Here is a 16,987-nt window from a genome sequence, read left to right on the forward strand (position 1 = left end):
GGAGATTGTCAGCCAACCGCGCAAACTCGCCCTAGAGTTGTGCCATGAAGCTGGTGTCGCTGATCACCGCGCCGCTCAGGATTTCGCTGGCCGTTGCCGATACCGGCTTGGCGGTGGCTGCCAAGGCGATCGATACCGGGCGCGAGATTCTCGCCGAACTTCCCGACGGGGAGCCCCATGACGGACGCCGTGACCCCGGCGCGGGCCTGGTCGGCACCGTCGAATCCCTGCTGGGGATGGCCGGGCGTAAGAGTCCGCTGCAGTCGGCCATGAAGGTCGCCGAGCTGATGGAGGAGGACAAACCGCTTGGCAGAGCGCTGCGGCCGGGCGGGCCGGTGGAGCGTGTCATGGCGCCCGGCGGGCTTGCTGATCGGCTGACCGAACCCGGCGGCGTCCTGGACCGGCTCTTCGCCAAGGACGGGCCCGTCGACAGATTGACTTCACAGGATGGCGCCCTGGACCGGGCGCTCGCTCCGGGAGGGCTGGTCGACCAGCTGCTTGCGGAGGACGGGATCCTGGAACGGCTGATGCGCGAAGAGGGCGTCCTGGACAAATTCACCGCCACAGACGGTCCGCTGCAGCAGCTGGCCAACCTGTCGGAGACGGCTGCCAAGGTGGCCCCCAACATTGACGCGCTGACACCCACCATCGAGCTACTGACCGATACCGTCTCGGCGCTCAGCTCCGTGGTCGGTCCGCTGGGCGGTTTCCTGCCGCGCCGGCGTCCGTCCCGGCCGTCCGGTTCACCGCAGCCGATACGGTCCGAACGGGTTATCGAAGGCGAGATATAGCTGGCTGGCTAGTACGACTTTCCGTCGACATAGCGCTGCCGGCGAAAACTGCGGCCATTGCCGCGATTGCGGCTCTTGTAGGTCGGCAGTTGCGAGTCGCAATTCGGGCAGACGAGTCGCAGATTCTCTCGACAATTGTTGGCAGGGTTTCCGTCGATATGGTCCAACACCAGTACAAGCGGGGAGTCCTGCCAGATGCTCGCTCCGCTGCAGATCGCGCAACGGCCCAATTGGGCCTCGGCGAGAAAGAGCCGAATGAAGTGACCCTGCTCGCTGCGCACCCGGGCCTCACCGGATTCGAGCCACAGTCTGGTACTGGCGTCGCGTCGGGCTGCTGCCTGACAAGCATTGCCGCAATAGACCTTCTGGCTTCGCCTGGAAAGTGGTGCGCCGCAACCAAGGCACAGTCTCATGGGCTGAAATTACGTGAAGGCACCGACACGGCAGATGACGCGTTGAGCCCCCTGTCAGGATTGAACTGACGACCTTCGCTTTACAAGAGCGGTGCTCTACCACTGAGCTAAGGAGGCAATGGAACGTCGTACAGCTTAGCGGTCTTCGTTCACGCTGCGTACGGAGACCGCCGCACGCAGCCAGGTACTGCAGAGACAGCGGTCTTCAGGAGTGCCCACACACGATGTCACTCCGAGACTCAGCCCTTGACCAGCAGCGCCACCAACAGCACGACCATCCCCAGCAGCAGGACGCTGAGGAAGGTCGGCATGTGACTCGGGGGCAGGTCGGCGTCGCGGCGCATGGCGTCCTGCACCCGGCGACGGCGTCGCGCAGCCGCCATCGCCAACAGACCGCCCGTGGTCACCAAAAGGATGCTCACCACATGCCGGGCACCCGGAATCCAGAACTCCGGGACGAACTGCATGAGGGCGACACCGCTGGCGATAAGCGCCAGCGAGGTGCGCACCCACGCGAGATATGTCCGCTCGTTGGCGAGCGTGAATCGGTAATCAGGTTCGGCGCCAACGGATTCGCCGACGGTCACGAGCCGTACTTCAGCCACAGCGGCAACACCTTGTTGAGCCGGTCCATGAATTTCTGCAGACCGACACGGTGCTCACCGAAGCCCATCGGGTCAATCCGATACTCGGGGAACGCGATTCCCACACCGAAGAGACCAGGGGCGATGATCCCGTTGGCTGGGTTGTACTCCAGCTTTCCCCACTGCGGCGCCGCGGGCACCGGCCGCGGGCTGAATCCCACGGTGTACACCGCGTAGTCGCAACTCTGGAGCAGCTCGGGGAACTCGCGGCTGTCGACGAGGCATCGCTGCAGTCGGGCAGGCAGCACCCCGTCGATGTTCTCCCGTGCCCACCGTGCCGCCTCCCCCTTCAGGCCGGTGTCGTCGAACAGTGTCCAGTCCCCCATATCGACCGCGTAGCGCAGCGGCCCGCGGTAGAAGTTGATCACCTTGGCCGCGGGCCCCGCCAGGAGGTTGGGCAGCGCGATCATGCTCGAATGCGAAGCGCCGAAGACTGCGACAGTGGCGCCCTCCAGCGGCAGCGCGGCCAGCTTCTCAGGGTTGAGTGCCGCCTCTAGCGGAATCTCGTTCAGCCACGGATAGTCCAGGTTTTTGGGAACCGAGCCGACGGCGAGAATCACGTTCTTCGAGGTGATCCCGCCCATTTCGGTCTCTACGGTCCACCGGCCGCCGTGCAGCGACAGCCCCGTCGCGGTGGTGCGCAGGGCGCTCACCTGCTCGCGGAGCTGGCCGGTGATCCATACCAGCGGGTCCGCCACATCACCGAGCAGACACGTGTCCGTGGGCGCAAGGTCGTTCAGCGCGAAATGCGGCGCATGCGCGAACCGGAAGGACTGCGCATCCGTCAGGTAGTTGATGAACAGCTTGACCGACGTATTACTGTGCACGGCACGCCATTTCGTACCAAAGTCACCTGCGGCGAACTCCGGGTCGATCCAAGCGATGGAGCCGGACGGCACTCCGCGATCAAGGAGCTTCCCCACTGCCGCAATTCCCGCGGGGCCCGCACCGACCACTGTCCATCCGTACTCGCTCACTGTTCTGCCCTTCTCTGCGTCGAAAATCTCGGAACGCCACCGCCGCACTTCCGGTGACTGTCTTCGATTGTTCTGCGCAACGACGGGCGCGAGTAGTGACTAATCCGTGAACAGCTCCAAAGTTTTACTTATAAACACAGGTAAGACGGCTACGAACGTTCCGTGTCTTCTATTTCCCAGGTACTGGGGAGCATGGGAGCCACCTGCCGGGTGTCATCGGAAGCGAGTCTGACGGTCCGGGCGCTGTGCGTATCCGTGGCGGCGCGCACGGTACCTGCGAATCCCAGCGGGCCGGCGCCTCTGCTCGTGGCCGCGCGCTCGACAGTCTCGGCGGAGTGCCCGACCGTCGCGCCCATTCCGGCTGTCTCCTCCAGGTATTCGTAACGTTGGCCTCCGATGCGGGCCTTGTTCTTGGCGCGCTGCCTGCGTCGAGCCTGGGCTAGCGCCGTCGCGCTTGCCGCTGCCGCGGCATCGACGGTGTCGACGGCATTCTCCGACGACTTCGCGGCACCCTTGGGACCAAAGCTCACTCCAGGTGGCACTAAACCGGGTATGGCATAAGTGATTCCACTCAACGGCGCGGGCGCGGGAGACGGGGCCGGCGCAGCCCCGCTCGATGTGGGAGTGATCGCCGACGAGCCTCCCGACGGCGTGACGGACATGGCCGGCAGCGCTGCGGCCGCCACACCCGGCTCCGGACGGTGCACAGCGCGGAACACCGGCCGCTCAGCTGATGGGGCCGGTGCCGGAGCCGGAACCGCCGCCGGAGCGGGACGCAGGTGTATCAACGCCGCCAATCCGCTGAGCCCGCTGAGGGCTGGAATGAGGAACGGCAGCAGGTACGAGGCGTAGTACGGGTACCAGAGCAGGTCGTAAAGGAACAGCATGATCACCGCCAGCACCGCCGAGGTCGCCGGGTTGAAGCCCATCTTTTCGAACCACTGCTGGAATCCCTGCAGCATCTTCGAGATCTGGTCCGGTGAGCCCGGGATATCCGACTGGTCACTGCGCGCTTCGCCGCCGGGCGCGAGAATCGGTGGTGCCTGTTGCGTCGGCGGGATCGCCGAGGTCATGGCCTCCGTGGTCGCCTGATACGTGCTCATGGTGGCTGCCGCCTGCACCCACATCCGGACATAGTCGGCCTCGTTGAGCGCGATCGGAATGGTATTGATTCCAAAGAAGTTCGTGCCCACCAGCACTGCGTGTGTGACATGGTTGGCGGCAAGCTCCACCAAGGTCGGCATTGCCATGAGCGCGATACCGTAGGCTGCCGCCGTTGCTTCGTGTTGCGCGGCAATGACACCGCTCTCGACAGCGGCCTGCTCGAGCCATGCCAAGTACGGCACGTGGGCAGCCACGTACTCCGATGCGCTGGGCCCTTGCCAACTACTTGCCTGTACCCCGGCCAAGATCTGGGTCAGTTCAACCGCCGTGCGCGCGTAGTTGTCCGCGATCTCTTGCCACTGCAAGGCAGCGGCAAGCACCGCCCCCGGACCGGGTCCCGCACTCAACAGCGCCGAATGCACCTCCGGAGGCTCCGCCATCCATATCGGTGCCGTCACACGCCGCCTCCCTGCCTAATGGGCGCAACAGTTTCACGCCACAGTTGGAGTAGTCGTACTGAGTACCGAAAAGTTCCCACACAACCAGAATCCGCGTCTGAAATCACATTTATCGTTGCGCGCCAGGAATTCCCACGCAGTGTCACCGTCCCGTACAGTCGGCCCCATGCCAGTCATCGACGCTCGACATCTCGACGGTGTGTCCGAGACCGCGCTGCTCACCTTGCACCAGCGGGCGACGGAAGCGGCCCGGCCGGACGGCATCATCGACGACCCGATGGCCGTTGCGCTGCACGCCGGCCTGGATTACGACTTTCAGCACTTTGGCCGCATCCATCAAGCTACTGCCTTGCGTGCCTTGATATTCGACAAGGCAACGCAGGAGTACCTGGCGGAACACCCCCGGGCGAATGTAGTGGCGTTGGCCGAAGGATTGCAGACGAGTTTCTGGCGCGTCGACAATGGCGAACTCACCTGGTTGTCGGTAGACCTTGAGCCCATCGTGCGGCTGCGCCAGCAGCTTCTTCCGCGATCGGAGCGGTTGCGCTACAGCGCCCAATCCGCGCTCGACTACTCGTGGATGGATCGGGTGGATGACTCCAATGGGGTGCTGATCACCGCCGAGGGCCTCTTCCAGTATCTGGAGCGTGAGCCGGTGTTCGATCTGATCACCGAGTGCGCCAGGCGTTTTCCCGGCGGCAGGTTGATCTTCGATTCGGTGCCGAAGTTCCTGAGCGCACACTCGCAACGCGGCATGAGACTCAGTGAGCAATACACCGTGCCGCCGATGCCGTTCTCGTTCACCGCCAATCAGTACGGTGAGCTGCGCGCCATTCCCGGCATCCGCAGCGTGTGCGAGCTGCGGATGCCGGCGGGGCGTGGCAAGGTGCTGCGCTGGGCCGGCCCTCTCCTCTATGCACTGCCCGGCCTGCACCGGCTGCGCGCACCTCACACGGTAATCGAGTTCGGCTGAGGTAAAAGATCTTTCGGCGATCGGCCGCTATCCGGCGGCGACAGCGAAATCGCCACCGGCCCTGACGAGCGTGTCATGCACTTCTTCCACCGACAGCACACTGTCAGTCAGGACACGCACGGTCGAGGCGCCCTTGGGATCCAGGTCGACGGATACCTCACGCACCGGATCGAGTGCGGTCAGCGCCTCGGTCACTCCCATGACGCATGAGTTGCAGTGCATCCCGCTGATGGCGAAAATCTGCTCGGACATCGTGTTTTCCTCCTGAGATATTTGTTCACAACGGATTTGATGGAACGAAACCTTCTAGGCGTTTATGCGCCCCATTTGGCGCCTTCGGCCATGTCGCGGGCGTTCATCGACAAGGTGTTGGTTTCGTGGGTGGAGCCCATCGCGCGGTAAGCGCGGATGAGTTCTTCCATCGCGGTGTTCCACTGAGCCTGCCAAGCGGCCTGGCTCATCGAGGTATCACCGTGCCAGGCCGCCTGCAGGGAAGCCTGCTGAGCGGCCAGGTCAGCACCCAGGGCGGTCAGCACACCGGAATAGGTGTTCATCTCACCGGCATGGGCCAGCATCGCGGGGTAGTTGAAAGTAATCTGCGACATTTCTATCTCCTCAAAAGTCCGGTCTTAGACACCGACGTAACGGCTGGCGGCGGCGGCATCCTCGGCCACGTAGGTGGCGGCGGCATCACCAAGGTTGATCTGCGCGATATCGAGCAGCGCGTTGACCTTCGCGGCGACCTCCACGAACCGGGCGTGCGCGGCCTGGAAAGCCACCGAAGACTCACCGACATGAAACGCCTGCGCCGACAACGCCGCCGACTCCGCCTGCGAGATAGTCGAACGCATCAAAGCAGTCTTGGCACCAAAGGTGCCCTCCGCAGCCACCAGGGCCGGAATGTGCGCATCAAGCAAACTCATGAAACTACCTCTCGTTGTGTGGTGGATTGCGCCGGGAACTAGGCGATTCCCGGCATATACGTTGCGGCAGCATGCATATCGCCGACGGTGTAACCCGCGCCGGCCTCGGTCACCCCGACTCCGGCCCTTCCCAGCTCGTAGACGGCACCGGCCGCGGCAGCGTTGCGCTCGATGCCATGGGCGCTGAAGACGGCCGTGCTCTGGATGGATACCGGGTCGGCGGCCGGTGGTGCCACCGCGCCGATCACCGGGGCCGCGGCGGCATGCACCGCGGCGAGCCGTGCGGTCAGGGCTTCTACCGCGGCACTGGCGGCTGTCAGCCCCTCGGGAACGACGTTCAGGTACATGGCGAATTCTCCTTCTCTGATCCCACATCGGTCATTGAGAACATCCCTGCACGAGTAGATCTCGGATCGACTCCGGTACTGTGCCAAGTTCTGATACCGCCGCGTCGAGGGAAATCGTCGGGTATCGGGCGAGATGGTCCGCATAGGTCTGCGAGCCGAGCCGCAGCCCCAACCCGGCCCAGGCGTCAATCACCGACCATCGCCGTGGATTTCGCTTGGCCCAATCACTACCGTCCAGCAGTTGCTTCCATTCACTCAGCTCGAGCTCATCGAGGCCGAACCCCGCGAGGAACTCGGCATAGCGGACCTCCATACCGCGCACCACGGTGATGCCCCGGCCGAGTGCCGACGGTTCACCCGCCATGCCAAGGATGGACGTCGCCGCGGCGTACCCCGTGGTGACCTCTTCGGTCAGCGAGACAGAAGGACAGGCCCGCAGGGCAATACATGCATCGGCGATCGACACCAGCACATCGGCACTGTCGACCAATTGACCGGCCTCCCCGAGAACCCTTGGCAGCCGCGCTAGCGTGAAGTCAAGCCCGCGCGGTGACGCCGCGACCACCAGTTCGGCCAGCGCCTTGGACGCCGCGTAGGGATAGAGCGCCTCACGTGGATCGGTGACACGTGCGGCATCAAACTCCGCGTTGACGACGAAGGTCGACATGTGAATCAACCGGGCATCGCGTGCCGCACAGATGTCCACGGCGGCAGACACCCACTGCACGTTGGCGTCCCGGATATCGCGATAGGGGGCCAACATGTTGGTGTTTCCAATGCAGTTGACCAGCGTGCGCGCCCCGTTCTCGCGCATCAATGTGTCCAGTGCCTGCGGGCCGAACCCCGTACCAACATGCTGAACCCTGACTCCATCGACAGCCCGGAGGGCCGGCCATGGTCCGGAATCGGGGAGCTCCGACCTCGTCACCAACACGACGTCCGGACGCAGCGCGCCATCGCGTTTTAGGTCGAGTGTGGCGCGGGCGAACCCGGTTCCGACGATCCCGGATGCTCCCAACACCACGATCGGCCCGTCTGCGTTGGCCCGGGAGTTGTTGCCATTCAACACCGTCACGCGGGGCGTTGCCGTCAGCCGTTCAAAGTCTGCGCCGATCTCGCACGCGGTGTCGGCGGCACCGAGCTGGTCGGCCGCCGCACCCGCCGCCGCGAGGTAGGCGGCGCTGTCGGCGCTGATCACATCGAGTACGGACAGCTGACGGCCGAGATACCGGCGTGTGTCCGGCAGAATTCTGATCAGGTCGAGCGAACCGATTCCCTCGGCGAGGAGCGACGACTCCGCCCGGATTTCCCGCCCGAGGTGCCGGCTCCAGATTCGTGCGAGACCGGCGGCTGTCGCGATGGTCGCTTCCTCGTCCGGCGCTGCGTCCACAAACTGTGGCATGGTCCGCAAGCGTTCGTCGTCGATCTTGCCGTTGGGCTTACGTGGGATGCGCGACACACTCACCACAAAGAACGAAGAGACACCCGAGTCCACCAGAAGTCGCCTGATCCGCGTCGCCAATTCGTTGTCGTTCAGGCCTTTACGAGCCTGGAACCACACCACCAGCGCGCCCCGGTGTACCCCCACTCCGGCATCGGCGATACCGGGTTCCTCGCCGACACATCGAACGATCGCGGCGGTGTCAATCCTTCTCCCGGAAATCTTCACGATGGCGTCGCGGCGCCCGGAGAAGGCGGGGAATCCATCCTCGTCGAACACGACGCGGTCGGCGGTGGCGAATGCCCTCCGGGATGCGCCATCGGCGGTGCGGACCACACCGAAGCTGTCGCCCGATGTCCCGAGGTAACCTGCCGAAACGGTTTCTCCGACAACCACGATCTCACCGAATGCGACAAAGACCGTGTTGGGCACCACCGGCAGACCCACCCGAAGCCGCTCGGAACTATCGCCGTGCCGCGCACCGTCGATCGGTAGATACGTGACGACGACAGTGGTTTCGGTCGGACCATAGCTCGAGACGAGTGAGACACCCTGCGGACCGGCCGAGTCCAGCCACGTGTCGACTGCGCTCGGACGGATCGCCTCACCGCCGACGACCACCTGCCGAAGAGCAGAACAACCGATCGACGCCAGCGACTGGGCGTCATCGCACAGCAGGTGCCATACGGCGGTCGGCAGGTCGATCAGGGTCGGTTCCAGCACCTGGATGTCCCGAACGAGCGCAACCAGATCTCCGGATTTCATTGCCGCAGAACGGACTATCCGCAAACCAGAGACCGCGCCGCAGAATATCTCCTCCACACTGATATCCGATGTCAACGGTGCGCATTGGAGGATGCTGTCCCGCGCCTCCCAGCCGTAGGCGTTCGCGGCCGCGCGGGCGAACAGTGCGAGCGCGCCATGCGTTACCGGCACGAGTTTGGGCCGACCGGTCGACCCGGAGGTAGCCATGATGTACGCCGTCCTGGTCGCCAGGCCGGCGTCCCGCACCACCGCCTCGGTGCGCTCTTCGACGAGACGCCGCGTCGCACCATCCAGGTTCATCGGGATCGGCGCGGCGGTATCGACAACGTGTGTTGCGGCACCACCACCACCATGTTCGGTGACGGAATCGGCGCGCAGCGGCATATCTTTCGCGCTGTCACACACGCTGTATCCGCAGCCTGCGAGATGACAGGCGATCAGAAGGTCTACGGTCTTGTCGGTGTCGTCGTCAACGCACACCACGATGTCGCCCGGCGCGACCCCGCCCGTGACCAACCAGGCGATCCACGGCTGGACGAATTGCCGCCCCCGAAGGAACCGGTCCACGTCACCGCCGGCATCAAGGAACCAGGCGGGCGTCGCGGCTGCCTCGGCCCGCACACATTCATCACCACGGCGTCGTGTGCCATCGACACCGATTCCGAACCACTCGTTCACCGTCATGGCGATCGGTAAGTGCCACATGGTTTCCATCGAGCCCAGCGCCGCCGCGATCCGTTCGGCCATCCACAACGGCGGCGTGTTCGCGTCGCCCACGTCCGCGCGGTTCCAGATCGACAAGGTGAGTGTTCGTTGTTCCTCGTCGACGACGCACGACACGGTCGTGCCTTCCACCGGACCGATATCGGTTGCGTAAGGCGCCGCCGACAGGAACGGGCGAAGGGCGGGTGCGCACGTCTCGCGGATGAAGTTGAAGGTCAGCGCCTCGACGTGCGAGGTCTTGTTTATTGCCAGGTACATTCGGCGATACTGTTCCTCGCGGAGCCACCGGCGCCGCGAGGCTCTGACATAGTCACGGTCCAGCGCGTGTACGACATCCTGCACAGAGGCAAAAGCAGGGAAACGGACCGGATGCGCGATCGAATTGACCAGGCAGGTTGCTACGTTCAGGTCGGGTTCCGCGAACCTGTTGTCTACCGCATGGATCAGCAGGGTGGCTGTGCTCTGCCGCAGACTTGCATCCACTGCGATCGCGGCCGCCGCCACCAGAATGTTCAATGGCACCTGCTTGGCTTCGGACAGCGTTTCGACCTTCTCGAAGGCCTTGCCGGATAGCGTGAATGACTCTCGCAGAACACCTCTGGCCGCCCCCAACGGCCCACCGCCCGCGTCATGTCCGTATCCGCCGGTGTGGGATGCGTCGGCGAGTTCGCGCTGCACTGCCTGGCCAAACCGTCGCAACGATTCGTCTGTCTTGGTGGCCTCGCGGCTGTGCGCCTCAGAAATCTTCGCTAGAGATTCTCTCGGACATGGGGTTTCGGTCTGCGTCAAGCCCGCTAGCTGTCGGCCGAGATCGGTCTCTATCACCGCGATGGCGCCGCCATCGAGCAGGAGGTGGTGCGCGTGGATGTCGAGCCCCACCACGCGCCCGTCCGTTCCGGTATGGACGGTGTAGCGCACGAGCGGCTTGGCTTCGAGGTCTGTTGACCACATGCGGACAAGCTCGTCAGCGCCCCGTGTTGTCGGAGCACCCGTGTCCGTAGCCGTCTGCACGATGTCGCCGAACTGCAATCGCCGCACCAGTTCTGGGTAGCGGGATTCGCCTGGCACGTGTTCGAGGACACACAGCTGGACCGCGTTGGCGACTACTGCCGCTTCCAGCGCGGACATGAACACCGGACCCTCGATGGGATGAAGCCGGTAGCTCTTCCCGATCAGATACAGCCGGGGGTCATCGGCCTGCGACGCGCCGTTGTACATGTTCTGCTGGGACCTGCTCAACGACACCCGGTCAACTCGAGGTTCCACCGCCAGCGTCATGTGACGCCCTCTGGCTGCGCCTGCTCCAACACCTGCACCCATCCGGCAACGGAGAGATCCGAGACCAAACGCTTCTGCAGATCCGACCCTCGGGCTACGCCCAGCTGTTTCATCAACAGCACGAAACGGACCGAGTCCAGACCCAGCTCCCGAAGATCAGTGGCATCGCCGTCGAAAAGCTCCGATTCGGAGATGTACAGCACGTCACAGACGGCCGCCACGATCCGGTTCCGCACGTTGTCAGGCACGCGTCAGTGCCCCATTCAGCGAGGCGGCCAATGCCGAACGCATGACCTTGCCGGACTTCGTCCGCGGGATATCTGCGACTACTGCGATGATCGACGGCCTGGCCATCGACTCGGATTCATGGCGGTATGTGGCCGCGATCCGCTGCTTAAGCTCAACGGTGCCCAGCTCGTCAAGCTGCGCGGCCGGTACCACCGCCAAACCGACCAGCGCGCCGAACTCCTCGTCCGGTATCTCGTAACACGCCGCTTCACACACGCCTGCAACGCTTTCGGCGATCCTGTCAACCTCGTCCGGTACCACGTTGACCCCTCCGGAGATGATCATCTCCGAGGAACGCCCCCTGATGTAGAAGAAACCATCGTCACGATGCTCCACCAGGTCACCGGTGTTCACCCATCCGTCGGCCAGTACCTCACGGGTACGGTCGGGATTTCCCCAGTAACCGAGCATGTTGGCCGGCGACTTGATCCACAGCGTGCCGTACGGCGCAGAGGTGCCGCCGTCCATGGGTCCGCCGGTCTCGCTGTCCGAGAGGAAGGTCTGCACCCCAGGATAGGGACGGCCGACCGCACCCTGCTCGATCCTGGCGAGCGATTCCTCGTCGGTGGGCAGACACAGTGCGGTACAACCAGTTTCACTCAGGCCATAGACCTGAGCCGTTCGCACCCCCGCGGCTTCGATGAACTGCACATCGTCAGGGATCGCCCGTGAGCCGCCATAGGCTATGAACCGCAACGAGGAAACGTCTTGCCCGGTGATTCTGAGTTCGGACACCAACCTGGTCAAGAGGGTGGGCACCAGGCAAGCAGTCGCCACCTCATTGCCCACCAGCAGGTCCATCAACGATGCCCCACCCTCGCCGCCGGTGATACACGATGCGCCGTGCATCAGGCCGTTGAGAATCCACCAGAGCCCACCGATATGCGTTGCCGGTAACGGCGAATAGCTCGTCTCGCCCGCGACCCAGTCGATCCAGCTCAGCCCCTCATCGCGCAGGATATCCGGGATAGCGAAGAACGTGCGGTGAGCGAGCAGCACGGCCTTCGGTTCACCTGTCGTTCCGCTGGTGAAGATCATCGCGAGCGGGTCGTCGGCGTTACTTCCGGTATGCGTTGCCGGCCAATCTATGTCGCGATTCGGGTCATCAAGCCCGCCGGTCGCCTCAGCCGCATCCGGGAGGATCGCGGCCGGATCAGTGATTTCGCAGAACCGCGCGATGGCGGCGGCGGGCAGGTCCTTGTCCACCATGACGGCGATGGCGCCGAGCTGCGCACACGCGAGTACCGAAAGGTACGTCTGGGGTCCGTTGTCCGACAGCACCACAACCCGTGATCCCCGAATCACCGACTGTGCCCGAAGGGCCGCGGCGAGCCCTCCGACCTCGGCGACGAGCTCTGCGTAACTCACGGCACCTGTGCCGTCACTGCGGCGCAGGGCGATGAGATCTGGCCGGATACGGGCCTGCTCGAGGACTCGTTCCCAAACGGTGGGTGGTGGCGCGGACATGGCAGAGGGAGACGCTTCCTGTCGGGGGCTACGGGATGTTCAGGACCGCGAGCTCGAACTCTCCGGCCGCGGATCCTCCGTCCTGGTCCCAGAATTCGATGGTGCTGTGGAATTGGAGATAACGCCACGACCGGTCGACGATGTGGAAATTGCGGGCCTGTAGGCGGGCGGAGAACCGCTGCGCGTTGACCAGCCGCCGGAACCGGGACGACGTGCTCTTGATCAGCATGTTGGCGAGTTGGTTCTGGCAGTAGTCATCGATCGACCAGCCCCGGAATGCCCAGATATCGTCGTTGACAACACCTTGAGCGAATGCACAGTACGCCAGCTGGTTGAAGCACAGCACCAACTCGACGGCGTTGAAGTGCCCCGTGCTCCGGATATAGGCGGACTCATTGATCGCGAAATTGCCCTGCGCGTGCACCGCATCCGAGGTGATTCCGTATTCGGCATCGGACAGATAGCGGCATCCCTTATAGGAATATGGCTCAAGCACCCTGCCGAGTAGCTCCTCGTCGATCGGCGCCATGCCGGTGGAAGGCAGCCCGGTCTGTACCGACAGGGTCGCCGCGACCGCGCTCACGCTGCGTATCCGGGTGTCTCAAGACCGTCCAGCATGGTCAGGCGGTGGGTCGTCAGCGTGCCCGCCGCTGTTCCATGCTTTGCGCGGTGAACAAGAGCTCTGTTGTCCCACAGCACAATATCCCCGACCTCGTAGTGCTGGGCGTGGATGAAGGGCGACGCGTAGTCGGGATCGAGCTGCCCCGACTCTTCGAGTAGCTGCTGAAGCAGCGCAGCATCGAGTAGCCTTCCATCCCCGTCCTCGATCGTCTCGGTGCCGGCCTCGCAGATGTAGAGGATCTCTTCCCCCGTCTGCGGGTGCTTGATCACCGTGGGCCACTTCTGGGGCGGTGTGACCCTTTCGATCTCGGCCAGGATTTCTCCGATGGGCCGGTAGACATCACTGGGCCGGATCTTGATGTAGCGGCGGGGCGTGTGTGTGCTGAACGTCCCACGCACAGAGTCCTTTACCGTGCTCGGCAACGATTCCCACACCTTGTTGAGATCGATGAAATAGGTTCCCCGATCACTCCCGGGCACCGCCAAGGGCACCACCATGGAGAACGCGAAGGGTTCCGGCATGAACATGTAATCGACGTGCCAGAATGCGCCGGTCCGCGGAACTCCTTGTCCCTCTTCCGTAGACGAGACAAAGATTTCCGGGTGGTCCTCGTGGTGATACACCGGCTCGTAATAGGGCACTATCTCCCCGATCAATCTCCCCAGCTGGATGAACTCCGCGGGTGAGGGATGAACATCCTTGAGGACGACGAGCTTGTTCCGGTAAACGAGTTCGCGGATCTCCTGTGTGGTGATTCCGTCCAGGTTCCCGGGATCGATCCCCGTGACCTGCGTGCCCAGTCCCTCGCCCTTCACATTGAGCGTCATCGACTCCCTATTCCTGATTCAGCCCTCGCCTCTCGGCGATTGGATGGGCACCTTCGGTCTCACCGCCCGGCCGCCGACTACCGGCGACCACTAACACAGCAGTCGATTCGATGACCGAAATAGTTCCCAAGACTTGACGAAGCAGTAGTTTTCTGTGAGCGCGACACCACGAACCACAGCGGATAATTCGTTATTGCCCTGCGGTTTTGGAGACCAGACCGCAATCACCGGGAGGTAGCGTCCGTCGCGGTGACCTTCGTCTCAGGAACTTCGGGGGCATTCGGCACGACTCACTGCAGAGCACCGACTGCTCTCAGGAGCGAGGCGCCTGGCCAAAGTGCCGTGAGCTCGGCGTCAAGGCCGCAGCGGCAGGCGCCAACAAGCAAACCGCCGCACACACTGCCAGCACCGGCGCGCTACCGAAGTGATCCATCGCCGGGGCGATGATCACCAGGCCCAGTGGCGCCAAACCGTAGGACAGCAGAAAGTCCAGAGAAGACACCCGGGCCAGCTTGTCGGGTTCGACTTCGCGCTGGGTGGCGGTAAACCAGGGAACATTGAAAAGTTCGATGCCCATACCGGTGATCACGTAGGCCATCACCACGATCGCCAGAGGCACGGGCAGCATCAAGCTCAGCGGTGCCGCGCTGTAAAGCGCGAGGCCTGCGAGCGCCGCCCAGCCTTGGTTACGCGGGCGCCAACGACTGATAAGGATCGCGCCGATAAGCGCTCCGGCGACGTATGCCGTTGTCGCGCTTGCTAACAGCACTTCAGTCCCATAGCGGTCACGACTTACCAACGGCAGCGCAACCCCGGTGGCCGAATAGCCGGTCGCGATCACCGCGGTCAACGCCGCCAGGCCCGCGAGGAACCACGGGTGACGGCGAGCCTCTCGGAACCCGTCGGCGAAGTCGCTGAACACGGTGAACCCTGAACCAGCCACCTCGGCTCGGCCACGGCCCGCCGGCGGTGCGAGCGCAGACAGAAGCCACAATCCCGCGAGAACTATCAGCAGCGGGGCCACCCCCAGCCGGGCGGCAGCCAACGCCGCCACCCCAGGCGCGACGAGCGTCACCACCCGCACGGCAATGGTGATGGCGGCATTCGCCTGCTGACGCTGCGACACCGCGACCACCTCAGCGGTCAACGCCTGGTAGGAAGGCCGGCACGCACCCTGCCCTGCCCCAGCCAGCACCGCGGCCGCTGCCGGAATCGCAATCACATGGTGGATACCTCCCGCGATCACCAGATGCCCCACTGCTGCCAGCATCGAAGACACCGCGATCACGCCACGTCGCGAATAGCGATCCGCGAGAACGCCTCCCAGCGGGACTGCCGCCAAGAACCCGACGGTCCGGGCGGCGAGAACCAGACCTAGCGCGGTTGCCGACAAGGTTCCGTCGAGGACCGCAAATCCGAGCACGATGGGCAACATCCAGGTCGCCAAACCCGAGGCAGTGGTGCCTGTCCACAACCGCAGGAAGGGGACGCTACGGAGCACGGACGGGGCGCTCGGCTCCGCGGGGTGAGGCGATGTCACAGCTGTGTTGTCTACACGACAGCACAGCGATAGGGGAAATATGAGACGACCGGGAACTATTGACCGCACAGCGACGACCACTCGGACGTGACAGTAGCTGAGATGACCTTCGGGAAGCGCCGCCCGATTCTCATTCCCAAGTACGCGACCCGTACCCGGCGCGCCTCAGCGCAGCATGCGGGACTGTTACAGAATGGGTACACACATCATGGTGGCCCGGTCTTACCGGGGAACGGCCCCAACGTCCACGTTGCCGATGGCACCGGACGCGCCGCACTACGTGGCGGCGCGGTAGCGACATCGTCGACATACAGGGCAAATACGATCAGAAGGGCTGGCAGCTGAGAGTGGACAGACATTTCGCGGAGTCGGTGGGGCGCCCCGACCTGATTCAGTTGGCCGACGGGATGTTCTGTCTGCGATTCGAGACCATGAAGGTTGTTTCGGCCATGGCGGCCGTGCAGCAGCTGCTGGACAGCGGCGTGATTGATCGCGAGACAACCCTCCTCGACAGCTCCAGTGGTATCTACGCGCACGCGCTGGCGCTGGCCGCACATCGCCACGGCCTGAAATGTCACATCGTGGGTTCCACCACCGTCGACGAGACACTGCGCGTGCAGCTGGCTATCCTGGGCGCGCACTTCGAGCAGATGCCCCCGACTCCGAATCTGAAACTGGATCAGAACCGCCGGGTTGCCCGCATCCACGAGATTCTGCGCGAGCGACCCAACTACCACTGGATGCGCCAGTATCACGACGACATTCACTACGCCGGGTACCGCCCGATTGCTCACCAGATCCGGCGCGAGCTCGGGGACACCGCGCTGACCCTTGTCGGCGGTGTGGGTACCGGCGCATCAACCGGAAGCCTCGCCACCGAGCTGCGCGTCGATGCACCCGATACCCGCTTGGCGGGGATACAGCCGTTCGGCTCGGTGACTTTCGACGCGGATCATCTCGATGACCCTGACATCATCATTGCCGGCATCGGCAGCTCCATTCCCTTTGAGAATGTGGACCCAAGCCTGTACGACACGGTGCACTGGATCGGCTTTGGCGCCGCCCAGTCAGGTGCCATCGAACTACTGCGCAGGCACGCGGTCTTCGCGGGACTGTCCACCGGTGCGGCGTTCCTTGCCGCTCAATGGGAGAAGGAACGCGCCCCCGAGCGCGCGGTGGTTTTCACCGCACCCGATACCGGGCATCGCTACGTGCAGAACGTGTTCGCCCGTCATGAGGACGCCGCTGCCATGGCGCAGTTCTCACCAAAGGCCGTGGCGGACAACGCCGATCTGGCACTGCCCTGGTCGTACCGCGACTACGACAGGCCTGCGTCCGGTTTCGTAGCGGACGGCCACAGCCTGTGCCATGCCGCCGCACGCACCTGATAGCCACGGCCCGCGACA

At 63.9% G+C, this 16,987-nt stretch carries 17 protein-coding genes and 1 tRNA gene; 3 read left to right on the forward strand and 15 right to left on the reverse strand.

What is annotated here, in order from left to right; genetic code table 11:
• The first annotated feature begins 44 nt into the window (after positions 1 to 44).
• Positions 45 to 791: a hypothetical protein gene (locus AOT83_RS20120; protein WP_057965225.1), complete on the forward strand. Its 747-nt coding sequence runs from the start codon at positions 45 to 47 to the stop codon at positions 789 to 791.
• An 8-nt stretch (positions 792 to 799) separates the two neighbouring features.
• Here AOT83_RS20120 and AOT83_RS20125 read toward each other — a convergent pair whose 3' ends face one another.
• From AOT83_RS20125 to AOT83_RS20145, 5 genes are all read right to left on the reverse strand, one after another.
• The gene (locus AOT83_RS20125; protein ID WP_198530383.1) at positions 800 to 1,198 is read right to left on the reverse strand and encodes an HNH endonuclease; all 399 of its coding nucleotides are present in this window, start codon (positions 1,196 to 1,198) and stop codon (positions 800 to 802) included.
• A gap of 51 nt (positions 1,199 to 1,249) precedes the next feature.
• Positions 1,250 to 1,321, reverse strand: a tRNA-Thr gene (locus tag AOT83_RS20130).
• A 122-nt stretch (positions 1,322 to 1,443) separates the two neighbouring features.
• On the reverse strand, positions 1,444 to 1,791 hold the full coding sequence (locus tag AOT83_RS20135; RefSeq protein WP_046252489.1) for a DUF202 domain-containing protein: 348 nt from the start codon (positions 1,789 to 1,791) through the stop codon (positions 1,444 to 1,446).
• Complete coding sequence (locus AOT83_RS20140) at positions 1,788 to 2,825, reverse strand: pyridine nucleotide-disulfide oxidoreductase (RefSeq protein WP_057965236.1); 1,038 nt, start codon at positions 2,823 to 2,825, stop codon at positions 1,788 to 1,790. The genes AOT83_RS20135 and AOT83_RS20140 overlap by 4 nt, the downstream gene beginning before the upstream one ends.
• A gap of 149 nt (positions 2,826 to 2,974) precedes the next feature.
• The gene (locus tag AOT83_RS20145; RefSeq protein WP_057965227.1) at positions 2,975 to 4,387 is read right to left on the reverse strand and encodes a PPE domain-containing protein; all 1,413 of its coding nucleotides are present in this window, start codon (positions 4,385 to 4,387) and stop codon (positions 2,975 to 2,977) included.
• 166 nt (positions 4,388 to 4,553) lie between these two features.
• Here AOT83_RS20145 and AOT83_RS20150 point away from each other — a divergent pair, with 166 nt between their 5' ends.
• Positions 4,554 to 5,360, forward strand: a complete 807-nt coding sequence (locus AOT83_RS20150) for a class I SAM-dependent methyltransferase (RefSeq protein ID WP_057965228.1) — start codon at positions 4,554 to 4,556, stop codon at positions 5,358 to 5,360.
• A gap of 27 nt (positions 5,361 to 5,387) precedes the next feature.
• Here AOT83_RS20150 and AOT83_RS20155 read toward each other — a convergent pair whose 3' ends face one another.
• The 10 genes from AOT83_RS20155 to AOT83_RS20200 form a co-directional block, all read right to left on the reverse strand.
• A complete protein-coding gene (locus AOT83_RS20155) occupies positions 5,388 to 5,612 on the reverse strand; it encodes a heavy-metal-associated domain-containing protein (protein WP_030094173.1) in 225 nt (74 codons plus the stop codon).
• Positions 5,613 to 5,674: 62 nt separating this feature from the next.
• Complete coding sequence (locus AOT83_RS20160; protein WP_005062633.1) at positions 5,675 to 5,965, reverse strand: WXG100 family type VII secretion target; 291 nt, start codon at positions 5,963 to 5,965, stop codon at positions 5,675 to 5,677.
• Between the two features lie 24 nt (positions 5,966 to 5,989).
• Complete coding sequence (locus tag AOT83_RS20165; RefSeq protein ID WP_030098163.1) at positions 5,990 to 6,283, reverse strand: type VII secretion protein EsxS; 294 nt, start codon at positions 6,281 to 6,283, stop codon at positions 5,990 to 5,992.
• 38 nt (positions 6,284 to 6,321) lie between these two features.
• A complete protein-coding gene (locus tag AOT83_RS20170) occupies positions 6,322 to 6,630 on the reverse strand; it encodes a PE family protein (RefSeq protein WP_030095695.1) in 309 nt (102 codons plus the stop codon).
• 31 nt (positions 6,631 to 6,661) lie between these two features.
• Complete coding sequence (locus AOT83_RS20175) at positions 6,662 to 10,837, reverse strand: AMP-binding protein (RefSeq protein ID WP_057965237.1); 4,176 nt, start codon at positions 10,835 to 10,837, stop codon at positions 6,662 to 6,664.
• Positions 10,834 to 11,073 carry an acyl carrier protein gene (locus tag AOT83_RS20180; protein WP_057965282.1) on the reverse strand — a complete coding sequence of 80 codons (240 nt, stop codon included), beginning with the start codon at positions 11,071 to 11,073 and terminating at the stop codon, positions 10,834 to 10,836. Before AOT83_RS20180 ends, AOT83_RS20175 begins: the two co-directional genes overlap by 4 nt.
• 4 nt (positions 11,074 to 11,077) lie before the next feature.
• Positions 11,078 to 12,592, reverse strand: coding sequence for an AMP-binding protein (locus AOT83_RS20185; RefSeq protein WP_057965238.1), 1,515 nt, complete (start codon positions 12,590 to 12,592; stop codon positions 11,078 to 11,080).
• Between the two features lie 28 nt (positions 12,593 to 12,620).
• Positions 12,621 to 13,175, reverse strand: coding sequence for an FcoT family thioesterase (locus AOT83_RS20190; RefSeq protein WP_030095699.1), 555 nt, complete (start codon positions 13,173 to 13,175; stop codon positions 12,621 to 12,623).
• The gene (locus AOT83_RS20195; protein WP_046252481.1) at positions 13,172 to 14,041 is read right to left on the reverse strand and encodes a TauD/TfdA family dioxygenase; all 870 of its coding nucleotides are present in this window, start codon (positions 14,039 to 14,041) and stop codon (positions 13,172 to 13,174) included. The genes AOT83_RS20190 and AOT83_RS20195 overlap by 4 nt, the downstream gene beginning before the upstream one ends.
• A gap of 313 nt (positions 14,042 to 14,354) precedes the next feature.
• Positions 14,355 to 15,542, reverse strand: coding sequence for an MFS transporter (locus AOT83_RS20200; RefSeq protein WP_057965239.1), 1,188 nt, complete (start codon positions 15,540 to 15,542; stop codon positions 14,355 to 14,357).
• A 386-nt stretch (positions 15,543 to 15,928) separates the two neighbouring features.
• On the opposite strand from AOT83_RS20200, the gene AOT83_RS20205 reads away from it, so the two are divergent.
• A complete protein-coding gene (locus tag AOT83_RS20205; RefSeq protein ID WP_044104805.1) occupies positions 15,929 to 16,969 on the forward strand; it encodes a pyridoxal-phosphate dependent enzyme in 1,041 nt (346 codons plus the stop codon).
• Positions 16,970 to 16,987 lie beyond the last annotated feature (18 nt).

The sequence above is a fragment of the Mycobacteroides sp. H001 genome (assembly GCF_001440005.1).
Classification (GTDB): Bacteria; Actinomycetota; Actinomycetes; order Mycobacteriales; family Mycobacteriaceae; genus Mycobacterium; species Mycobacterium gwanakae.